This is a genomic window from Colwellia ponticola (assembly GCF_005885605.1).
In the GTDB taxonomy this organism is placed as follows: Bacteria; Pseudomonadota; Gammaproteobacteria; order Enterobacterales; family Alteromonadaceae; genus Colwellia; species Colwellia ponticola.
Window position 1 is genome coordinate 1 of the sequence record NZ_SZVP01000003.1, and the last position, 23,036, is coordinate 23,036.

Below are 23,036 nucleotides of genomic sequence, written 5' to 3' on the forward strand. Positions count from 1 at the left end.
TTTGGGTGTAGTCGCCACCGCGACAATTATAAATTAAAGCCTATAAAAACTTAATGTGTACCTGACCCCATTTATTTATGACCCCATTTATTTTCGACAAGACACCTTGGGAATGATGGATTAAACTAGAAGCGAAGTAAAATAAAGCCGTAATCTCCTACCCTATCAGCCAGCACCAAGTCTGCTTGGATCAAGTGCCGTAATGAAAGGCCATATCCACGTAGGTTCATCATGGATGATGAACAAAGCGGTGTCGGCACATGGATGTGCCATCAGCGCTGTTACGTCGAAGATATTGCCTTAAATGCAGGATTACACTTGATTAGCAGCGCCGAGGGATTCCAAAGGGGGCTCGGCGTTTAGCCCCCTTTGGGTGTCGTCGCCACCGCGACAATTATAAATTAAAGCCTATAAAAACTTAATGTGTACCTGACCCCATTTATTTTTTCTTGATTAGTAGCACCGAGGAGTCCAGAGGGAGGTCGGCGTTAGCCCCCTTTGGGTGTAGTCGCCACCGCGACAATTATAAATTAAAGCCTATAAAAACTTAATGTGTACCTGACCCCATTTATTTATGACCCCATTTATTTTCGACAAGACACCTTGGGAATGATGGATTAAACTAGAAGCGAAGTAAAATAAAGCCGTAATCTCCTACCCTATCAGCCAGCACCAAGTCTGCTTGGATCAAGTGCCGTAATGAAAGGCCATATCCACGTAGGTTCATCATGGATGATGAACAAAGCGGTGTCGGCACATGGATGTGCCATCAGCGCTGTTACGTCGAAGATATTGCCTTAAATGCAGGATTACACTTGATTAGCAGCGCCGAGGGATTCCAAAGGGGGCTCGGCGTTTAGCCCCCTTTGGGTGTCGTCGCCACCGCGACAATTTGGTATAACTTTGATCTGACATCGTTTATTTATTAATATGGCCACAGTTATTTAATTTAATTATTTGATAATACTGTGAAATAAAATATCATCAATATATATTCAGAACATGGAAGTAAATAATGGCTACAAATGAAAAGCAACTTAAATTCTTTACCTTTCTACAAGTAAAAGAAAATAAGAACACATCATTTTCAATCGACGAAATAATCACAACTACAGGTTGGAAAAAATCTACTTTCAAATCTTATCTATCTAAAGGGCAACTTTCAGAATTTATAAGCGAGATAGATAATAATAAATTTCAAGCATCGAACTCTCTTAGTATTACATTTAAAGAGTTTGAAAAAAAATTATCTCAAAGTAAGCATGTACAAGCATTAGGACATAACTTTAAGTCTAAGTTGGCAAAAGCATTATTACGAAAATCTAAAGATAATATGTTATTAGCGATAGAGTTATATAATAGGCCTTCTCTAGAAAATAAAATAGATGGATTTGTAATGCTCTTTTGTACCTCTTGGGAACAGTTGTTGAAAGCTATAATCATAAATATTAAAGGAGAAGAATCAATATATAGACAAAGTGGAAATGGGAAAAAAGAAACAATTCCACTAAGGACTTGTCTAGAACTAGTGTTTGTTAACAATGATGGGACAAAGAGAAACATTCTTGAAATAACTGATTTACGAGATCAAGCCGTCCATTTATTGATGCCAGAAATCCAAGGTATTGCCTCTAGAATATTTCAATCGGGTATTTTTAATTACTCGTCCAAATTTGAAGAAGTTTGTGAAATTCCATTCATAAATACAGATAACACTGGCATGATTAGTTTAGTTGGCGATTTTAACACTCCACCTCTATCTATGATGAGGAGCATCTATGGCAAAGCGGCTGATGACATAATATCATTGGCTGAAAAGTTAACGGCATCAGTTGAAAGTGCAAATGATCTATCTTTTGCGATTCCTTTAGACGTGACTTTACAATTTGCTAAAAAAGATTCTCAAGGCACCCAAATAATTTTAACTAAAGCTGAAAACGGAATGAGTGGATTAAAAGAAGCACTAGTTATTGAAAAAAGCGTAGATGCTGAAAAGATTTACAAATTTAAACAAAACCAAGCAATAGATGAAATTAACCGAAGATTAAGCTCTAAATATGATGACAGTTTTTTAAAAAATCGATTAAAAAAGCAAAAGAATGGAAAATACCATCTTAATAGCAATTGCTTACAATCATTGATACATAAACTCAAATGGAAACAATCTGACAACAAACATCATCACTATTTTAAAAATGCAAATTACCATGGTTATTCCGAAGTAGCAATTAACGTCATAATTGAAAAAATCACTTCAAGTAAAACATATCTGGCAGAAGCTAAACAAAGTTATAGCAACAGATAACAAAAAACCCGCATTTTCTAATAGAAAATGCGGGTTTTTATTAAGAAAATCAGTTTGCAATCAAAAGCTGATTACCAGCCTGTTTTCTCTTTCAGTGCATTACCAATTTCAGCTAAAGAACGAACAGTTTTAACACCCGCCGCTTCTAATGCTGCAAATTTTTCATCCGCAGTACCTTTACCACCAGCGATAATCGCGCCAGCATGACCCATACGCTTACCAGCTGGAGCAGTAACACCCGCAATGTAAGATACGACAGGTTTAGTCACATGGGCTTTGATGTACTCTGCTGCTTCTTCTTCAGCAGTACCACCAATTTCACCAATCATGACGATTGCTTCAGTTTTTGGATCGTTTTGGAACATTTCCAATACGTCGATGAAGTTAGTCCCTGGGATAGGGTCGCCGCCAATACCTACACAAGTAGATTGACCAAAACCAGCATCAGTCGTTTGTTTAACGGCTTCGTACGTTAAAGTACCAGAGCGAGAAACAATACCTACTTTACCTGGTTTGTGAATATGACCAGGCATGATACCAATTTTACTTTCCCCTGGTGTGATAACACCCGGACAGTTAGGCCCAATCATACGAACGCCAGATTGATCAAGTTTAACTTTCACATCAACCATATCTAAGGTTGGAATACCTTCAGTAATGGTAACGATAAGTTTAATTCCTGCATCAATCGCTTCTAAAATAGCATCTTTACAAAATGGTGCTGGGACATAAATAACGGTTGCAGTTGCGCCAGTTGCTTCTACCGCGTCACGTACCGTGTTAAATACTGGTAAACCTAAGTGCGTTTGACCGCCTTTACCTGGGCTTACGCCACCAACCATTTGTGTACCGTATTCAATAGCTTGCTCTGAGTGGAATGTACCTTGACCACCCGTGAAACCTTGACAGATAACTTTAGTATCTTTATTAATTAATACAGACATTATTTGCCCTCCGCAGCGGCTACAACTTTTGTCGCTGCATCAGTTAATGATTCAGCGGCAATGATATCTAAACCAGAGTTTTTAAGTACTTCACGGCCTAATTCAGCATTAGTACCTTCTAAACGTACCACAACAGGTACTTTAACGCCGACTTCTTTCACAGCGCCAATAATACCTTCAGCAATCATGTCACAACGAACAATGCCACCAAAAATGTTAACTAAAACCGCTTTAACGTTATCGTCAGAAAGAATAATTTTGAACGCTTCAGAAACACGCTCTTTGGTTGCACCGCCGCCCACATCAAGGAAGTTAGCTGGCTTGCCGCCATGTAAGTTAACAATATCCATAGTACCCATTGCTAGGCCTGCACCGTTAACCATACAACCTACATTGCCATCTAAGGCAACATAGTTTAATTCAAATCTTGCTGCATGTGCTTCACGTTCATCTTCTTGAGATGGATCATGGAATGCGCGCATTTTAGGTTGACGGTATAACGCATTACCATCAATACCAATTTTTCCGTCTAAACAATGAAGGTTACCTTCATCAGTAATCACTAACGGGTTGATTTCTAATAACGCAAAATCAAAGTCTTCAAACATTTTGGCAAGACCTAAAAAGATCTTAACAAACTGTTTCATTTGTGTCGGGTTTAACCCTAATTTGAAGCCTAATTCACGTGCTTGGTATGGCTGAGCACCAACGAGTGGATCAATTTCAGCTTGGTGAATTAGTTCTGGTGTTTCTTCAGCGATTTTTTCAATGTCAACACCACCTTCAGTAGATGCCATGAATACCACTTTACGACTTGCTCGGTCTACAACAGCGCCAAGGTATAATTCGTTAGCAATATCTGTACAGCTTTCTACTAAAATTTTAGCAACTGGCTGACCATTTTCGTCAGTTTGGTAAGTGACTAAGTTCTTACCTAACCAGTTTTGTGCAAAGTCTTTAATTTCTTGCTTGGTTTTAACTAGCTTAACACCGCCAGCTTTACCACGGCCACCCGCGTGTACTTGAGTTTTAACAACCCACATATTGCCGCCAATCTTATCAGCCGCTTCGGCAGCTTCTTGAGGAGTATCGCAAGCGAAACCTTCAGAAACTGGTAAACCATATTCAGCGAATAATTGTTTCGCTTGATATTCATGCAAATTCATGGTGTTTTATCCATTTATCTGTAAATAATGACAGCCAATTACATTTCTAAGAAATACTGAAAGACTGCCGGTGAAAAGTACCTCGATTGTATTATCTAAGCACTTGTGACGCGAGCCATAAGTGCTTAGACATTAGTCGAGTAACTAAGGGTTTATCGATTGATTTATATACTATTTTTGTTTTATACAATGTATTGATTTAATAAAATCAGTAAACTTATACATCAAGTAATAAACGTGTTGGATCTTCTAGCAACTCTTTAATCGTTACTAAGAAACCTACCGACTCTTTACCATCAATTAAACGATGATCGTAAGATAAGGCTAAATACATCATCGGTAAAATTTCTACTTTACCGTCAACTGCCATTGGGCGGTCTTGTATTTTGTGCATACCTAAAATCGCTGCTTGAGGTAAGTTAAGAATAGGTGTTGAAAGTAATGAGCCAAAAACGCCACCGTTAGTAATGGTGAAATTACCACCGGTCATATCAGCCATTGATAATTTACCGTCACGACCTTTAATGGCTAGATCACGAATGCCATTTTCAATACCCGCCATACTTAACTGGTCTGCATCACGTAATACTGGCGTAACTAAGCCACGTGGTGTAGATACCGCAATAGAGATATCAAAGAAGTTATGGTAAACAATGTCATCACCATCAATTGAAGCGTTTACCGCTGGGAAGCGTTTAAGCGCTTCTGTCACAGCTTTAACATAGAAAGACATAAAACCAAGACGGGTATCATGCGTTTTTTCAAACACATCCTTGTATTGTTTACGTAAATCCATAATTGGCTTCATGTTAACTTCGTTAAATGTTGTTAGCATAGCCGTTGAATTTTTTGCTTCAAGCAAACGCGTTGCAATCGTTTTACGCAGACGCGTCATGGGTACACGTTTTTGTGTGCGCTCACCTAATTCTTGCTCTGCTGGGGCAGTAACAGGCGCTGCGGCAACAGGCGATGTTTTTGGTTTGTTTGCGGCGGTTTCAACATCTTCTTTAGAAATACGACCACCTTTACCAGTACCGACAACATCAGTCGCTGCTAAGCCTTTTTCTGTCATTAAACGACGAACTGACGGACTGGCTAGTTCGTCTGCGCTAATTGCTTCATATTTAGAAGCAGCAGGGGCTGCAACGCTAGCACCAGCATTAAGCTCACCAATTTTTTGCGCGCCTAAAACCGTATCACCTTCAACGTGGATGATTTTACCAATGACGCCGTTATCTTGTGCAACCACTTCAAGTACTACTTTATCGGTTTCAATATCAACTAAGTTTTGATCAACTGAAACGGTATCGCCTTCTGCAACATGCCATGTTGCCACTGTTGCATCAGCAACTGACTCAGGTAAAACAGGTACGACAATATCAATAACTTTAGCTGAAGGTACTGCTGAACTTGCCGCCGCTGCTTGTTTAGGCTCGGCTGCTGTAGCGTCCTCTTTTGGTGCTTCAACTTCACCGCTTTCTGAAAAGGTACCAATAACTTGGTCACCTAAAACAGTAGCACCTTCAGCTTGACTAATATCAGTCATCACACCATCACACGTTGCCGGAACTTCTAACACTACTTTGTCTGTTTCAATATCAACAAGTACTTGGTCACGGGTAAATTTTTCACCAACTTGTACATGCCAAGTTGCCACTGTTGCATCAGCAACTGATTCAGGTAATACCGGAACTTTGATTTCGGTTGTCATTTTTTTAATCCTTACAAACTTTCTTTGCGCTCACTTTTCATTAAGTAAACGCACCAAAGAGTTAATCTAATGTTAATGCTTGAGTGACAAGCGCTTGCTGTTCTTTAACATGAACTGACATATAACCTACAGCGGGTGCTGCTGAAGCATTACGGCCGGCATAGGTCAAATAAGTACCTTTAGGAATAGCTGCTCTAAAGTTGTGCTGAGAACAATACCAAGCACCTTGGTTTTGTGGCTCTTCCTGACACCAAACAAATTGCTTAACATGCTGGTATTGTTCTAATACTGCTGCTAGCTCTTGCTCAGGGAAAGGATAAAGTTGTTCTATACGTACAATAGCAACGTTATTTAGCTCATTTTTACGACGCTGTTCAAGTAACTCGTAATACACTTTACCGCTACAGAAAACAACTCGTTCAACTGCTTTTGAATCAAGCTCATCAACTTCACCAATAACACTGTAAAACTCACCTGTAGACATCTCTTCTAATGAAGAAACCGCTAGGGGGTGACGTAATAATGACTTAGGTGACATAACAACCAGAGGACGACGCATAGGACGAACCACTTGACGACGAAGCATATTAAATACTTGTGCTGGCGTTGATGGCACACATACTTGCATATTGTGATCGGCACACAGTTGTAAGAAACGCTCTAAACGCGCTGATGAATGTTCAGGACCTTGACCTTCATAACCGTGTGGTAACAACATAGTTAAACCACACAAACGGCCCCACTTTTGTTCGCCTGAGCTAATAAACTGGTCAAATACGACTTGTGCACAGTTAGCAAAATCGCCAAATTGTGCTTCCCAAATAGTTAGACCGGCAGGCTCTGCTGTGGTGTAGCCGTATTCAAATGCTAAGACAGACACTTCAGATAACACCGAATCATTTACAGCAAATGGACCTTGACCTTCTCTGATGTGTTGCAAGGGTAAATAAGTACTACCATCTTTTTGATTATGTAGAACAGCATGGCGATGGAAGAAAGTACCACGGCCTGAGTCTTGTCCAGTAATACGAACGCGCTCACCTCGGTCAACAATCGATGCGTAAGCTAAATTTTCAGCCATGCCCCAATCAAGTAATTTTTCACCTGTGGCCATTTTCATGCGATCATCATAGATCTTTTTCACTCGTGAATGCACGGTATGACTTTCAGGGTAGGTAGACAATTTAACCGCTAATTCCTCTAGCTTTTCTAGAGAAATTGCTTTGTCATAATCATCATTCCATTCATGACCTAAATAAGGAGTCCAATCTACAGAGTGTGCGGTCATTGGACGCCATTGTTTAACCGTACATTGACCTTCATCAAGTAATTTACGGTAATAAGCCGTTAAATCAGCAATTTTATCTTTTGCTAAGCTACCCTCAGTGGCTAACTTGTCCGCGTATAATTGACGTGGCGTAGGGTGTTTTTTCACAATTTTATACATAAGTGGCTGAGTGGCACTTGGCTCATCAGCTTCATTATGTCCGTGGCGTCGATAACAAACTAAGTCGATAACAACATCACGTTTAAATTCATTACGATAATCAAGCGCAATTTGCGTTGCTAATATTACCGCTTCAGGGTCATCACCGTTAACATGAAGAATAGGTGCCTGAACCATTTTGGCAATTTCAGTACAATACTCACCAGAGCGGGTATCTTCTTGCTTAGATGTCGTAAAACCAACTTGGTTATTGACTACTACGCGAATAGTACCACCCACTTTAAATGCCTTCACTTGAGACATATTAAAGGTTTCTTGCACAACACCCTGACCTGCTATAGCCGAGTCTCCGTGAATAGTAATAGGTAATACTAAATCACCTCGGTCACAATTGCGTCTATCAAGACGAGCACGTACAGAGCCAATAACTACAGGGTTAACTATTTCTAAATGTGACGGGTTAAATGCCAACGCTAAGTGAACATTACCACCAGGGGTGACAAAGTCTGAAGAATAACCTTGATGGTATTTAACATCACCTGAGCTATGCACGTCATCATGCTTACCGGCAAATTCATCAAATAGTTTTGACGGGTTTTTACCCATAACGTTAACCAGTACGTTAAGACGACCGCGATGAGCCATACCCATAACGACTTCTTTAGTCCCTGCACTACCCGCTCGCGTAATTAACTCTTTAAGCATAGGGATAAGGGCATCACCACCTTCAAGAGAAAAACGTTTTGCTCCTGGGAATTTAGCACCAAGATATTTTTCTAAACCATCAGCAGCGATTAAACCATTGAGTATGTCAGTTTTTTCTTCAACAGAAAGTGTTGCTTTAGACTGAACAGATTCAAGACGTTGTTGTAACCAACGTTTTTCACTGGTTGAGGTTATGTGCATATATTCAGCACCGATAGAACCACAATACGTGTTTCTCAGTGCTTTATATAAGTCACCTAACTTCATGGTTTCTTGACCACTAGCAAAAGAACCAACGTTATATTCTTTATCAAAGTCGTTTTCAGATAAGTCGTGATGCGAAAGTTGTAGATCACGTACTTGGTCGCGTTGCCATAAACCTAGGGGATCTAAATTAGCATTTTGATGACCACGAAATCTGAACGCGTTAATAAGCTGTAATACTTTAACTTGTTTAGTATCACTGCTACTAGAAACAATAACTTGTTTATTAGGTTGTTTTGCTAACGTTCTAAATTCGTCGCGGATAGCAGAGTGACGGTATTCAACCTCACTGCCTTCGACTTTGGGGAGTTGACTAAAGATTTCTTGCCACTCTGCAGATACAGAGGCGGAATTATCTAAGTATGATTCGTACAATTCTTCAATATAAACGATGTTACCACCGTTTAAGTGGGAAGACTCTAGCCAAGCCTTCATTACACCTTCTGGCATTGCCTTGTTCCTTTGCTTGTTGTAGCAAAAAAAATACGTAATAACTATTTTTTGCGTTTTGTTAAGCTTTTCGCTGGAGTATCTATTTATAGAGTAAAATCAATACTTTTGCACGAAAGTAAACAAATAGCTGATAAAAAATTATTACACGGTTTAAAAATTCACATAGTAAAAGTATAAAAATACAGAATATTACTCCATATAAAGTAACGATTTCATCGCTTACTTACGTACCTGTTAAATAACTTATTAAGTGATTTATTTAAAGTACTTACAAAGATAATATTCTGTTTATTCTGTCATAAAAACAAGTAAAGTAAACCTAGACTAAAGCAGTATATAAAATCACTTTAACTAGGCTTTACTTACTAAAAAGCTTACTAAATCGTTTATTAAACCGCTCGGTTTAATAACATTGATTTAATATGACCAATCGCTCTCGTTGGGTTTAGTCCTTTTGGACAAACATCAACACAGTTCATGATACCGTGACAACGAAATACGCTGTAAGCATCTTGTAGACCGTCTAAACGCTCTTCGGTAGCTGTATCACGACTATCAATTAAGAAACGATAGGCGTGTAACAAGCCTGCCGGTCCAATAAACTTATCAGGATTCCACCAAAAAGACGGACATGATGTTGAACAACAAGCACATAAAATACACTCATAAAGACCGTCTAACTTTTCACGCTCTTCAATTGTTTGAATGTTTTCACGGGCAGCAGGTTGTCCATCATTAATAAGATATGGCTTAATTTTTTCATATTGCTGATAAAATTGTGTCATATCTATAATGAGATCACGTACTACAGGTAAACCTGGTAATGGACGTAAAACAATAGTGCTCGCTTTTAATTCTGACAACGGCGTAATACACGCTAAACCATTTTTGCCATTCATATTTACACCGTCAGAGCCACAAACACCCTCACGACATGAGCGACGAAACGATAACGTTGGATCCTGCTCTTTTAACAGTATAAGCGCATCAAGCACCATAAGATCAGAGCCTTCTGGCACTTCTAGCTCATACTCTTTCATGTAAGGCGCATTATCAACGTCTGAGTTATAACGGTAAATCGAAAATACCTGTTTCATTACAATGCTCCTTAGTATACGCGAGCTTTCGGTGGGAAAGCTTCACGGTGAACTGGCTTCATGTTAACACTACGTTTAGTCATCTCTTCATTCTCAGGTGAGTATATAGAGTGACATAACCAATTTTCATCATCACGGTCTTGGAAATCATTACGCGCATGAGCACCACGAGATTCAGTACGGAAGTTAGCTGCTTTTGCAGTACAAAAAGCGGTTTCCATTAGGTTATCTAGTTCTAAACACTCAATGCGTTGCGTATTAAATTCTGAAGATTTGTCATCTAGTTTAGCATTATGTAAGCGTTCACGAATTTCAGTTAATTCTTTCATCCCTTCAGCCATTGCTTCACCATCACGAAATACCGAGAAGTTAAATTGCATACACTTTTGTAGGTCTTTACGAATTTGTACTGGATCTTCACCCGTCGTTGAAGCTTCCCAACGTTGAGTACGTGCTAGAGCAGCGTCTAAATCTGAATCGCTCGCTTCTTTACCATTTTGCGTTTCGTTAAGGTAAGTTCCTAAGAAGTTACCTGCCGCACGACCAAAAACCACTAAATCAAGTAATGAGTTACCGCCTAAGCGATTTGCGCCATGTACAGAGACACAAGCGATTTCACCCACAGCAAATAAACCTTCAACAATCGTTTCTTTGCCCGTTTCTGGGTTAATGTTAATCGCTTGACCATTAACGTTACAAGGTACACCACCCATTTGATAATGACAGGTAGGTATAACAGGAATAGGCTCTTCTGCTGGGTCAACGTGAGCAAATGTTTTAGATAAATCACAAACACCTGGTAAACGTTTTTCTAGCGTTTCACGACCTAAATGATCCAGTTTCAATTTAATATGTGGACCCCATGGACCGTCACAACCTCGACCTTCACGAATTTCAGTCATCATTGAACGCGCAACAACATCACGACCGGCTAAATCTTTAGCATTAGGTGCGTAACGCTCCATAAAACGTTCGCCGTCTTTATTAAGCAGGTAACCACCTTCACCACGACAACCTTCGGTTACTAAAGTACCCGCACCGGCTATACCTGTTGGATGGAACTGCCACATTTCCATGTCTTGCATTTGAATGCCAGCACGAAGCGACATACCAACACCGTCACCGGTATTAATGTGCGCATTAGTGGTTGATGCAAAGATACGACCCGCGCCACCTGTAGCAAGTACAGTAGCACGTGCTTTGAAATAAACAATTTCGCCCGTTTCAATACAAATAGCCGTTGCGCCGACAACAGCACCATCACTATTTTTAACTAAATCGAGGGCATACCACTCAGAATAAACATTGGTTTTGTTTTTAACATTCTGCTGATACAAACAATGCAATAATGCATGACCTGTACGGTCAGCGGCAGCAGCAGTACGTGCTGCTTGTTCACCACCAAAGTTTTTAGATTGACCACCGAAAGGACGTTGGTAAATTTTACCTTCTTCAGTGCGAGAAAAAGGTAACCCCATTTTCTCTAATTCAATAATAGATTCAGGGCCAGTTTTACACATGTATTCGATGGCGTCTTGGTCACCAATATAGTCGCTACCTTTAACGGTATCGTACATATGTTGTTCCCAATGATCTTCATGAGCATTACCTAATGCGACGGTAATACCACCTTGAGCAGATACAGTATGAGAACGTGTTGGAAATACTTTAGAGATTAAGGCACAAGATTTGCCTGACTCTGAAATTGCTAATGCAGCGCGCATACCTGCGCCGCCTGCGCCAATAACAATGGCGTCAAATTCACGAATTGGAACGCTCACTTATACACCCCACACAGTTAAAAAGCCAAACACTAAGTAAGCTAATAAAGTAACAGAAAAAATAAACTGTAATGCACCACGTAAAAACGCAGGTTTTACGTAGTCAGATAGCACTTGCCATACACCAATTTTGGCGTGAACAAGTAATGCTAACAACGCCATTACTGTAGCTACTTTTACACTCATACCAGCAAAAAACGCTTGCCATACTTCAAAAGTAACACTAGGTGTTACCATAAAGAAACCAGCAATGAGTAGAGTGTATAGCACAAGGATAATTGCACTAGCTCTTAAAAGAATAAAATCATGCACACCATTTCGGCCTGCTGATGTGACGACGTTTACCATAACCAAACTCCTATAACTGCTGATACTGCTAACCAAATCACTATAATTAATTTGGCAGTGGCATTACCTGAAGCAAGTTCTTCAAAATGACCTAAATCCATTAACAAGTGGCGTACACCCGCTAGAATATGAAAGGTCAATGCTGAAAGACAGCCAAAGATAATAAAGCTAAAGAAAAACCCATCAAGATAACCTTGAATTTGAGCAAATCCTTGAGCAGAAGAAAGAGAGGTTGAAAGGGTAAACAATAAAATACCTATGGCGAACACCATAATAACACCAGAGACTCGATGTAAAATAGAAGCCTTAGCCGCAGGATGCATTTTTATTGTAGTTAAATCTAGGTTTACAGGACGTTGTTTTTTCACAATGATTGCCTAAAGAGCTCGAAAGCCTTCAACTTTTATTATTGTTACTCATGAACTGCCTTTGTATAGCTTGACTTTTAACTTAATTGAAACTTTAAAAAATCAATATAAAAAAGCAATTCCCGAAGTGAACGGTAATTTTTCATAAGTGCTTACTTATATCTACCTATTCGCAAATCAGTCTATCTAACTTCACAAAACGATTCTAGTTAGACTTTGTAATTAGACTCAAGATAAAAAAATCTAAAAGCATTATCAAAAAACTACAGAACGTAATGATTATATAATTGATAATAAATAATTACAATTTCCCCCCGAGCGCTAGCTCGAGTTATGGTGTTTATTTTTTAAACAAAAACTTGCATCGTATTAAACTTTAGTATAATTGCTCTTACATTTTAAATTCATTTCAGGGTAGAATGTTGGCAGTTTAAAACACCCAAGAAAGATCACAAGAACTGGCCACTTATTTCACGACGTTTGATTATTGCTTAACGGTAATTACTTAGAGATAACACTCAACAGTAACGTTAAATAATAAGAGGGGTCATTTAGTGCAAGGTCAGTACATGTATATAAATTATAATTTGATAGGGGAAAAAACATTATGGCTGAGTCAAAAGCCTCTCTGAGTATTGATGGCAAAGAAATTGGCGAATTTCCAATTCTAAAAGGAAGCGCCGGTAATGACGTAATTGATATTAGAACGTTAGGTAGCCACGGCTATTTCACCTATGACCCAGGCTTTTTAGCAACGGCGTCGTGTGAATCATCTATTACTTTTATTGACGGTGACAAAGGTATTTTGCAGCACCGCGGCTATGCTATTGATAGCCTAGCTAAAGAAGCTGATTACCTTGAAGTTTGTTACATTTTATTGAATGGTAATGCACCAACAAAGCCTGAATATGAAGAGTTTAAAAACGTCATCACTACGCACACTATGTTGCACGAGAAATTAGTCCATTTTTTCCACGGTTTCTTACCTGATGCACATCCTATGGCGATGCTTTGTGGTGTGGTTGGCGCTATGTCATCTTTCTACCATAGTGATCTAGATATTACTGACGCAGCCCAGCGTAAACGTAGTGCTCATAGACTTATCGCTAAGATGCCTACTATCGCAGCAATGGCCTACAAATATAGCGTTGGACAACCCTTTGTTTATCCACGAAATGAACTTTCTTTTGCAGAAAACTTCCTGCATATGATGTTCTCTGTACCTGCTCAAGAATATATCGTAAGCCCTACTATTGCTAACGCAATGGATAGAATTTTTACGTTACATGCTGACCATGAACAAAATGCTTCAACCTCTACCGTGCGTTTAGCCGGCTCTTCTGGCGCTAACCCTTATGCCTGTATAGCGGCTGGCGTTGCTTCATTATGGGGACCTGCTCACGGCGGTGCAAACGAAGCTTGCTTAACCATGCTTGAAAAAATTGGTAGCTTAGACAGAGTAGACGAATTCGTCGCTAAAGCTAAAGATAAAAATGACCCTTTCCGTTTAATGGGCTTTGGTCACCGTGTTTACAAAAACTTCGACCCTCGTGCTACGGTAATGCGTGAAACGTGTCATGAAGTATTAAACGAGTTAGGTATTAGCGACCCGTTACTTGATGTTGCCATGGCTTTAGAAAAAGTAGCGCTTGAAGACCCTTACTTTATTGAGAAAAAACTTTACCCGAACGTAGACTTTTACTCAGGTATTATCCTTAAAGCTATTGGTATTCCATCAAGTATGTTTACGGTAATTTTTGCTATGTCTAGAACCGTTGGTTGGATTGCTCACTGGGATGAAATGTTATCTCAACCGGGTCAAAAAATTGGTCGTCCTCGTCAAAATTACACCGGTGAAATTAACCGTGAGTTCGTTCCTTTGAATAAAAGATAATCAATTAGGCACGCATTTGTGTGTTAATAATGATTAAAAAAGGCAGCGAAAGCTGCCTTTTTTGTGTTTAATTTCCCATAAAAACCACCCTCTTATCATCACCAAGTATAATAGTCATTATTCAGTAAAAGAATAAGTTTTTAGCAATTTAGCCGCTTAAATGACAATAAATGAAGCTGATTGAAAGCAAAAATTGATTCAACTCGCTATAACTTGTCGCTATACTAGGCTCCTTTTATCTTCTCACTCACTTAAAAGACTCCTAGAAATTAATTATGTCTGACTATTCTTTACGTTTTGGCGGTATTCATCGCTTATATGGCGAACACGGCGCGAGTATTTTACAACAAGCAAATTTTTGTGTTATTGGTATTGGTGGCGTTGGCTCGTGGGCAGCTGAAGCATTAGCCCGTAACGGTATAGGTAATATCACCTTAATTGATCTCGATGATATATGTACCACCAATATTAACCGCCAAATTCATGCATTAACCGATACCGTGGGTCAAAGTAAAGTTGAAGTAATGTCGGCACGGATCAAGCAAATAAACCCTGAATGTAACGTACAGGTTATTGAAGATTTCGTTACCACCGATAATTTAGCCACTTTGCTTAATCCTTCATTTGACTATGTTATTGATGCCATAGACTCCGTAGATATAAAGACCCGTATTATTGCCTTTTGTAAACGTAATAAATTACCGATAATTACGATTGGTGGGGCTGGCGGTCAAGTAGACCCTAGTAAAATAGCTATCACTGATTTGAGTAAAACCTACCAAGATCCACTACTTGCAAAAGTAAAAAATCAATTACGACGGGAGTTTAATTTTCCACGTGCCGATATTGCCAAGGCCAGTAAAAGAAAGTTTTCCGTTGACGCCGTATTTTCTAGTGAGCAATTACGCTACCCAGACAACAGTAATCAAGGTGAAGTTTGCTTAGCAAAGCCTGATACTAGCGCCTCTGAGCAAGGCGCTATGCGCTTAGATTGTCATAGTGGCTTTGGTGCAACAACCCATGTAACAGCAACGTTCGCCTTTTTTGCCGTCGGTAGAGCTATTGATAAGCTTTTAACTAAATAATTGCAGACGTTAAAAGCACAGGTTGATCATTTTTATCGAGTCAGTGCTTTTTTTTGAGATTATTATTGCGCCAATAATTTTATTTTATCAACAATCGCTAATAAACCATTACCACGCGACGGGCTTAAGTGTTGCAATAAACCCAAGGTATTAAAGTACTCATTAATATTTACCTGATTAATTTCTTGTGCATTTCTACCATTAAAAGCGGCTAAAACGATCACTAATAAACCGCGAATAATTTTTGCATCACTATCTGCTGTAAAGATATAACTTCCATCAATATTTTTTTCTACCTGTAACCAAGCCAAACTCTCGCAGCCAGCGATAAGGGTATTATCGTTTCTTAACGACTTATCAAGGCGTGGCAATTTTTTACCAAGTAACATAATCTCTCTATGTCGGCTATCCCAACCTTTGGTCTTGGTAAAAAGTCTAATAATATCGTCCATCGTTTGCACTGCTGGCTTCGCTGACTGTATTAATTGAGAAGACGATAAACTGACTTGCGACTCTGCTTTACCTTGTTTGACTAATACTGAGTTATCTCCCCCCTCTTCCTGTAAAATACTATGTAAACAATTTAGTAGATAGTCAATTTCTGCCACGGTATTGTAAGCAGCGATTGAAATTCTTAAGCAACCATCAAGCTGTAAATAAGTCATTAACGGCATAGCACAATGATGGCCTGAGCGAATCGCAATACCATAACTATCGAGCGCCATAGCGACATCATGATTATGATGACCCGTTAACGTAAAAGCGATAACACCAATATCCGGCATCCCCTCAGCTATAAATTTTACCGGCTTGATTTGGCTTAACCCTTGATAGCAATATTGCAAAAGTTGTTGTTCATATAGGCTATAGCCTTGCTTTTTATCGGCTAACAAAGGGGCTAGAAAGTCAATACATTGAGAAAAAGCGATAACACCGGCAATATTAGGCGTCCCTGCTTCAAACTTAAAAGGCAATGCATTAAAGGTTGTCGCTTGAGTAAAGCTAACCGTTTTAATCATTTCTCCTCCGCCTTGATAAGGTGACATACTTTCAAGCAAAGCTTCTTTACCATACAGTACACCAACACCTGTCGGTCCATACATTTTGTGTGCTGAAAAAACATAAAAATCACAATCAAGGGCTGCTACATTTACTGATAGGTGAGCAACCGCTTGAGCACCATCTATTACGCTGATAGCGCCAACGTGCTTTGCTCTTTCAATAACAGATTTAATAGGGTTTATTCGCCCTAAAACATTTGAAATATGAGCACAAGCAACAATTTTTGTCTTACTGGTAATAACATTATCTATACTATCAACATCAATATAACCTTGATTATTTAATGTTAATACTTTGATTACCGCCCCTGTCTGCTGAGCAACAATCTGCCAAGGTACAATATTTGCGTGATGTTCACTAGCACACAAAACAATTTCATCACCTAGCCTTAAGGTATTACGTGCTAAAGCCTGTGCAATAATATTAATGCTTTCCGTTGCACCTTTCGTCCAAATGATTTCTTTAATACTACGAGCGCCAATAAATTTTTGCACTGAGCTGCGAGCTTGCTCAAAAGCAGACGTTGCTTTACTACTTAACTGATGTGAGGCCCTATGAACATTAGCGTTACTATTTTGATAATAATATTGATAGCTGTTGATCACTTGTTCCGGTTTTTGCGTAGTCGCGGCATTATCCAAGTAAACTAGCGCAGGGTTGAGGCTGTGTTGATCTATTTGTGCTTTTTCATGTTGTATTATTAATGGAAATTGTTGACGAAAGAGGTGCGGTTCAAAAATATTCATAGAGGCTCATGCTTATGATAAAGCGACTTAACAGCAATTAATTTGTCTAATTAATGCTTTCATTATTGTATAACACTATTATAACGCATTTTAACGCGATAATTTAAGTACTTAGTTAACCCATAACGTTAAGTATCACCAAAGCATCTCATCACCCGATGACAACTCATTTAAATGAAAATGAAAATAACATGGCATAAAAAACTAAAATGTAGACTATAACTCATAAGGACATTTTATAAAAAAATCTAAGGATAACTTACATGCACTTTTTACTTTATCTACGTCTACTAAAAGGTCAGCTTAAAACAAGTTTACAGAAATACGCTGCTATTAATAATAAAAAGTTAATAACAAGTGAAAGCATTAACAGTGATACAAGTGATAGTAATGGTATTAAACTCAAGTGTGAAAAAGCGGTTCAAGAGGTACAATATATCAAGAGCTTTACCCCATGGCCAATCACTGAAGTTAAAAAGCCGGTAGCAAACATCGATATTATTTATTTAAATAATAGCCGCTTAAGAAGAAAAGTGAACTCATCAAACAATACTGGTACCCCAACGTTGACAAAAAAGCTCCCGTAAATATTGTTATCACTTTATCTGCAAAGCTATCAAAACTTATATTAAAAACCACCATTTAACACCATGGCTTTTTTAACGGGGTCGCTTTCCCATTGTGCCGCTTTATCAAGCCAATACTTTGCATCAATCGCCTTTCCTTGTTGATACAATGCTAAGGCAATATTGTAATGAAAACTTGGCATCAAATAAGCGGTTGGCTTTGCTTCTATCAATTCAAGGTATTCATTGGGAAAATCCGCGGAAAAATATCTTAACTGCGTACGACGGTTAAGAGGCTTAAAAGCGGAGTAACTAATACTTTCAACTCCTGCAACGTCTTTAGACTTTGGACTCATAAATTGCCCCGTCGCATGATGACAACTCTCTGAGATATAAACCCCCACGCTTTCTTGATAAGTTGACGGCGTACCTAAACGCCATTTTTGTTGCTTGGCTGAGCTACCATCGACTAACTGTAAAATGGGCGTCGTTGCCTTAATACTATTTGCCCAAGGCATACTTTTTAATATCTGCGCTCTTAACTGTGTCTTATCCCCTTGATAGTGCTTTTTTAATACCGCAATATTATGTGAAAAAGGGATTGCTTGAATGCCTTGGCACTTATCGTGTTCTTTAGTTAACGGGTACTCATCAACAAAGCCTAATAAATGACTGACTTCATGGCTAAAAACATCAACGTCATCTTCACTATCAAAATATAAAATACCTAAGTGTACATTAGCCCCACCTTCTTTTAGCATTAGCCCTATATAGCGACTGTCTACCTCGTTAACAATATGTTGCCAATGTGATTCATCACACAAAATGGCCTGGTGTTTTTTGGCGCTACACTTTAGTTGTTTAATACTGATATATTTCGGTGTCGGTAAACAGATATAGCGGGCTAGCGGTTGCTGCTGGTTAAAGCGTTTAATTAACTGGTCAAGTTGGATTAAATGCCTAACATTCGTGGCAAAAAGTTGTAAGCTTGCTAAGCAATTAGCTGCAGGGCTTAAGTAAAGGTTAACTTTATCGCTTTGCTGGTGTGCCTCTAGATAAGGTGCTAGTAACGAATTTTTTTTAATAATAGCGAACTTAGTCATGTCCGCTAGTAAGCGAAGCGTGGTACTTTCTATACCGTACTTTCCTTTATAATACTTCGCTTGCTGTAACAGCGCAGTATTTACTAACTGCTCAACCTTATTAATATCGCCCACGTAAATAGCAATAGTTAATCGTAAACGCAACGCTGCCTCGTCTAAATTATGATTAGGTAATAGCTCTGGCAGCTTGCTGATTGTCGACTGAGCCTTATCAACTCTATCTTGTTGAAAATACAATTGAGCGAGTTCAACAATCGCTTGTGAAGAGTGTAAACGAATTGCTTGCTCAAACCATATGAGCGCGTCTTTATTTACCGTATTGGCTAATATTGGGCTTAACGCTGTGCTTGCTATACCTGTCTGTATATAACTGTTGTTCAGATACCAGCGGGCCAGTCTTAAGGCTGCGCTAGCTTGAGTTTTAGCTAACTCTCGATTGAGTCTTAACCAGTAAATACTACCGACGAGGGTCTTTTTTTCTTCTATGGTCAAAGCAGCAATATCGTTATTTTTTAGTGCAAAAACAAATTGAGCATCGCTGTAATCATTACGATCAATTTTTTGAGTTAAAAAATCAGATAAAAAAAATGAGCTAGACGATAATAATATCAACGAGCTCACCATGACGATGCAAAGCTTTACCTTCATACACTATCCCCTTAGGTTAACTCCCTTAAGGCTGCATCACTGTTTTAGTGCGCATTAAGTCTAATTCAAGTTTAGCGTATCTATGTTCTACAAATTCATAAACATTAGTGCTAACGGCAAGTTTAAAAAAGTTAGCCGCACTATCGTAATAACCTAACGTTTGATTGTACTTACCTAAATAAAAATAGGCTTCACATAAACGCTCTGTTAACTCTTGGTTAGATTGAATATTTTGGGTTAAGTTTTTTAGAAACTTTCCTTGTGATAGTTCACCTAGATAAAGTTCAATAATCTGCTTAGCCCACATACGGTTATCTACTAATAAGGCTCGTTGCTTTAAAGAGTATTTGGCCGCTAGTGGATCAACATTATATTCACTTAAATATAACCATAATAAACGATACGGATCATCTTGCTGTTTTTGATGAAAAGCTTGAATATCAAGGCTAGCCAATTTGGGACGTGAGCCATAATACAAGGCTATACCTCTATTTAAATAAGCATATTCATGATCAGGGGCTAAATCTAAAGCAGAATCAAATTGCTCATAGGCTTGGGAAAATTCTTGCAGTTGGGTGTAATGAATACCTAAAAAATTATAAGCATCAACTAAGTCAGGCTTTAACTGCAAGGCATGGGTAAAATCAAACCTAGCTAAGGAGCGTAAACCAACACTGTCGTATAAAACACCACGGTCATATAATAACTCTGCTCTTTGTTCGTCCGTTATTTTCGCTCTGTTTATCACTTCCGATAAGCGTGCGATGGCAATTTCACTCTTATAGTTTATTGATAATGGCTCTGCAATAACAAAGTTATTGAGCATCGGAGCCTTACTATGAGTGCTACCTCCTACGTAGTTTGCACTACAACCTTGCACCAACAACGTACTACTTAACAGTAAAGTAACAAAAGTGATCTTGATAAGTGAATACACAAACATACCTTATAAATACTATAATGAAATCATTATAAACAAAAAAGGAGCCATAAGGCTCCTTTTTTACTTAATCAATCCTTAACTATTACTCAGCTGCTGGTGCTTCTGCTACTGGTTTTTCCATTGCTTCTTTGATACTTAAACGTACACGACCTTGGCGATCAACTTCTAGTACTTTAACTTTCACTTCTTGGCCTTCTGTTAATACTTCGCTAACATTATTAACGCGCTCTTCAGAAATTTGAGAAATATGTACTAAACCATCTTTGCCTGGCAGTACGTTAACAAATGCACCAAAATCAACGATACGTACTACTTTACCCGTGTAAAGTGTACCTACTTCAATTTCAGCGGTTAACGCTTTAATGCGATTAATAGCATCTTCTGCTTGCTCGCCTGATGTTGCCGCAATTTTAACCGTACCGTCATCTTCAATTTCAATGGTAGTGCCAGTTTCTTCAGTCAATTGACGAATTGTTGCGCCGCCTTTACCGATGATGTCACGAATCTTATCTTGGCTTACTTTCATAGTATGAATGCGTGGCGCAAATTGAGAGATATCATTTCTGTGACCGGCAATAGCTTCATCCATTACAGATAAAATATGGGTACGTGCCGCTTTTGCTTGGTTTAACGCAATTTGCATGATCTCTTGCGTGATACCTTCAATCTTGATATCCATTTGTAATGCAGTAATACCACCAGTAGTACCGGCAACTTTAAAGTCCATGTCACCTAAGTGATCTTCATCACCTAAAATGTCAGAAAGAACAACGAATTTGTCGCCTTCTTTAACTAGACCCATAGCAATACCAGCCACAGAGGCTTTAATTGGTACACCAGCATCCATTAATGCTAAAGAAGCACCACAAACAGAAGCCATTGAAGATGAACCATTTGATTCAGTGATTTCAGACACAACACGTACTGAATACGGGAATTCTTCAATTGTTGGCATAACAGCTAACATGCCGCGCTTAGCTAAACGACCATGACCAATTTCACGACGCTTAGGGCTACCAACAAAACCAGTTTCACCTACACAATATGGAGGGAAGTTGTAATGAAGCATGAAGTTATCAGTTTTATCACCTAAGATAGTATCTAAACGCTGAGCATCACGTTGTGTGCCTAAGGTAGCTGTTACCAATGACTGTGTTTCGCCACGAGTAAATACTGCTGAACCGTGAGTACGTGGTAAAACGCCTGTCATCACGTCTAAAGCACGAATTGACTCAGGATCGCGACCATCAATACGAGGGTTACCATCAGTAATACGACCACGGACAACTGTTTTTTCTAAATCGTGGAATAAATCTTTTGCTTCTTGAACGTCAAGTTCAGCATCTTGTGCTAATAACGCTTCAACAACTTCATTACGAATTTCTGCAATTTTTTCATAACGAACAGCTTTCTCAGTAATTTGGTAAGCTTCGTTTACTTGTGCTTCACTTAACTCAGCTATTTTAGCTGACAATTCTGCATTTTTAACTGGAGCAACCCAATTCCATGACGGTGTATTTACTTCAGCTTTAAATTCTTTAATCGCTGAAATAGCAGTTTGCATTTGCTCATGACCGTATACAACAGCGCCAAGCATAACTTCTTCAGATAATACGTCAGCTTCAGACTCAACCATTAATACCGCTGAATCAGTACCTGATACCACAAGATCTAATTGGCTTGCTGGTAGTTCAGACTGTAACGGGTTAAGGATGTATTGACCATCAACATAACCAACGCGTGCTGCGCCAACAGGACCGCTAAATGGTGCGCCTGAAATAGCTAATGCTGCAGAAGTACCAATTAAAGAGATAATATCTGGTGCAATTTCAGGGTTAACAGAAACAACCGTGATAATTACTTGGACTTCGTTAGTGAAACCTTCTGGGAATAATGGACGGATTGGACGGTCAATTAAACGCGCGATAAGTGTTTCTTCTTCTGAAGGACGACCTTCACGTTTAAAGAAGCTACCAGGGATTTTACCCGCAGCGTAAGCACGCTCTTGATAGTTTACTGTTAACGGGAAAAAATCTTGTCCTGGTTTTGCTTCTTTTTTAGCAACAACAGAAACAAGTACACAGGTGTCATCCATGCTTGCCATTACCGCTGCTGATGCTTGGCGAGCAATAGCGCCAGTTTCTAATGTCACGGTATGTTTACCGAATTGGAATTTTTTAGTAACTTGATTGAACATATAGTGTTCCTTAATAAATGGAATGTATTCACCAATCTGTACAATTATTTATTCACTTAGCTATAAACTGCCAGCATAAGTTGAACAAAAAATTATACAGTTTGGATTGGTTTAGTTTTTCGTGATTTTATTGAGAAAATACAATTATTAATAAAAATAGAATAATAACTGTAACGCTCTAAAATTTCAGGGTCATTATACTA

The 23,036-nt window shown here is 38.8% G+C and carries 16 protein-coding genes; 4 read left to right on the plus strand and 12 right to left on the minus strand.

Annotated elements, in window-relative coordinates; genetic code table 11:
* Positions 1-1,015: 1,015 nt before the first annotated feature.
* The gene (locus FCS21_RS04790; RefSeq protein WP_138620979.1) at positions 1,016-2,305 is read left to right on the plus strand and encodes a DUF3644 domain-containing protein; all 1,290 of its coding nucleotides are present in this window, start codon (positions 1,016-1,018) and stop codon (positions 2,303-2,305) included.
* Between the two features lie 71 nt (positions 2,306-2,376).
* On the opposite strand, the gene sucD is transcribed toward FCS21_RS04790, so the two are convergent.
* The 8 genes from sucD to sdhC all read right to left on the minus strand — a co-directional run bounded on the left by sucD (position 2,377) and on the right by sdhC (position 12,589).
* Positions 2,377-3,249, minus strand: coding sequence for a succinate--CoA ligase subunit alpha (gene sucD / locus FCS21_RS04795; protein ID WP_138620981.1), 873 nt, complete (start codon positions 3,247-3,249; stop codon positions 2,377-2,379).
* A complete protein-coding gene (gene sucC / locus FCS21_RS04800; RefSeq protein ID WP_138620983.1) occupies positions 3,249-4,415 on the minus strand; it encodes an ADP-forming succinate--CoA ligase subunit beta in 1,167 nt (388 codons plus the stop codon). The genes sucD and sucC overlap by 1 nt, the downstream gene beginning before the upstream one ends.
* 217 nt (positions 4,416-4,632) lie before the next feature.
* A complete protein-coding gene (odhB, locus tag FCS21_RS04805) occupies positions 4,633-6,126 on the minus strand; it encodes a 2-oxoglutarate dehydrogenase complex dihydrolipoyllysine-residue succinyltransferase (RefSeq protein WP_138620984.1) in 1,494 nt (497 codons plus the stop codon).
* Between the two features lie 61 nt (positions 6,127-6,187).
* Positions 6,188-8,992, minus strand: coding sequence for a 2-oxoglutarate dehydrogenase E1 component (locus tag FCS21_RS04810; RefSeq protein ID WP_138620986.1), 2,805 nt, complete (start codon positions 8,990-8,992; stop codon positions 6,188-6,190).
* Between the two features lie 392 nt (positions 8,993-9,384).
* The gene (locus tag FCS21_RS04815; protein WP_138620988.1) at positions 9,385-10,092 is read right to left on the minus strand and encodes a succinate dehydrogenase iron-sulfur subunit; all 708 of its coding nucleotides are present in this window, start codon (positions 10,090-10,092) and stop codon (positions 9,385-9,387) included.
* 11 nt (positions 10,093-10,103) lie between these two features.
* Positions 10,104-11,873, minus strand: coding sequence for a succinate dehydrogenase flavoprotein subunit (gene sdhA, locus FCS21_RS04820; RefSeq protein ID WP_138620990.1), 1,770 nt, complete (start codon positions 11,871-11,873; stop codon positions 10,104-10,106).
* The gene (gene sdhD, locus FCS21_RS04825) at positions 11,874-12,221 is read right to left on the minus strand and encodes a succinate dehydrogenase, hydrophobic membrane anchor protein (protein WP_138620992.1); all 348 of its coding nucleotides are present in this window, start codon (positions 12,219-12,221) and stop codon (positions 11,874-11,876) included.
* Positions 12,215-12,589, minus strand: a complete 375-nt coding sequence (sdhC, locus tag FCS21_RS04830) for a succinate dehydrogenase, cytochrome b556 subunit (protein ID WP_138620994.1) — start codon at positions 12,587-12,589, stop codon at positions 12,215-12,217. Before sdhC ends, sdhD begins: the two co-directional genes overlap by 7 nt.
* Positions 12,590-13,196: 607 nt before the next feature.
* Here sdhC and FCS21_RS04835 point away from each other — a divergent pair.
* Together FCS21_RS04835 and tcdA are read left to right on the plus strand one after the other, a co-directional pair.
* The gene (locus tag FCS21_RS04835; RefSeq protein ID WP_138620996.1) at positions 13,197-14,483 is read left to right on the plus strand and encodes a citrate synthase; all 1,287 of its coding nucleotides are present in this window, start codon (positions 13,197-13,199) and stop codon (positions 14,481-14,483) included.
* A gap of 275 nt (positions 14,484-14,758) precedes the next feature.
* Positions 14,759-15,568, plus strand: coding sequence for a tRNA cyclic N6-threonylcarbamoyladenosine(37) synthase TcdA (gene tcdA / locus FCS21_RS04840; RefSeq protein ID WP_138620998.1), 810 nt, complete (start codon positions 14,759-14,761; stop codon positions 15,566-15,568).
* A gap of 62 nt (positions 15,569-15,630) precedes the next feature.
* Here the strand turns inward: tcdA and FCS21_RS04845 are convergent, their stop codons facing one another.
* Positions 15,631-17,376 carry a SufS family cysteine desulfurase gene (locus tag FCS21_RS04845; protein ID WP_138621000.1) on the minus strand — a complete coding sequence of 582 codons (1,746 nt, stop codon included), beginning with the start codon at positions 17,374-17,376 and terminating at the stop codon, positions 15,631-15,633.
* Between the two features lie 263 nt (positions 17,377-17,639).
* Between FCS21_RS04845 and FCS21_RS04850 the strand changes: the two genes are divergently transcribed.
* Complete coding sequence (locus FCS21_RS04850; protein ID WP_138621002.1) at positions 17,640-17,963, plus strand: hypothetical protein; 324 nt, start codon at positions 17,640-17,642, stop codon at positions 17,961-17,963.
* Between the two features lie 41 nt (positions 17,964-18,004).
* Here the strand turns inward: FCS21_RS04850 and FCS21_RS04855 are convergent, their stop codons facing one another.
* The 3 genes from FCS21_RS04855 to pnp form a co-directional block, all read right to left on the minus strand.
* Positions 18,005-19,693 carry a tetratricopeptide repeat protein gene (locus FCS21_RS04855; RefSeq protein WP_246047022.1) on the minus strand — a complete coding sequence of 563 codons (1,689 nt, stop codon included), beginning with the start codon at positions 19,691-19,693 and terminating at the stop codon, positions 18,005-18,007.
* A gap of 25 nt (positions 19,694-19,718) precedes the next feature.
* Positions 19,719-20,630, minus strand: a complete 912-nt coding sequence (gene nlpI, locus FCS21_RS04860; RefSeq protein WP_246047024.1) for a lipoprotein NlpI — start codon at positions 20,628-20,630, stop codon at positions 19,719-19,721.
* Between the two features lie 88 nt (positions 20,631-20,718).
* Entirely contained in the window at positions 20,719-22,833 is a 2,115-nt protein-coding gene (pnp, locus tag FCS21_RS04865; RefSeq protein WP_138621006.1) for a polyribonucleotide nucleotidyltransferase, read from the minus strand.
* Between the last annotated feature and the right edge of the window lie 203 nt (positions 22,834-23,036).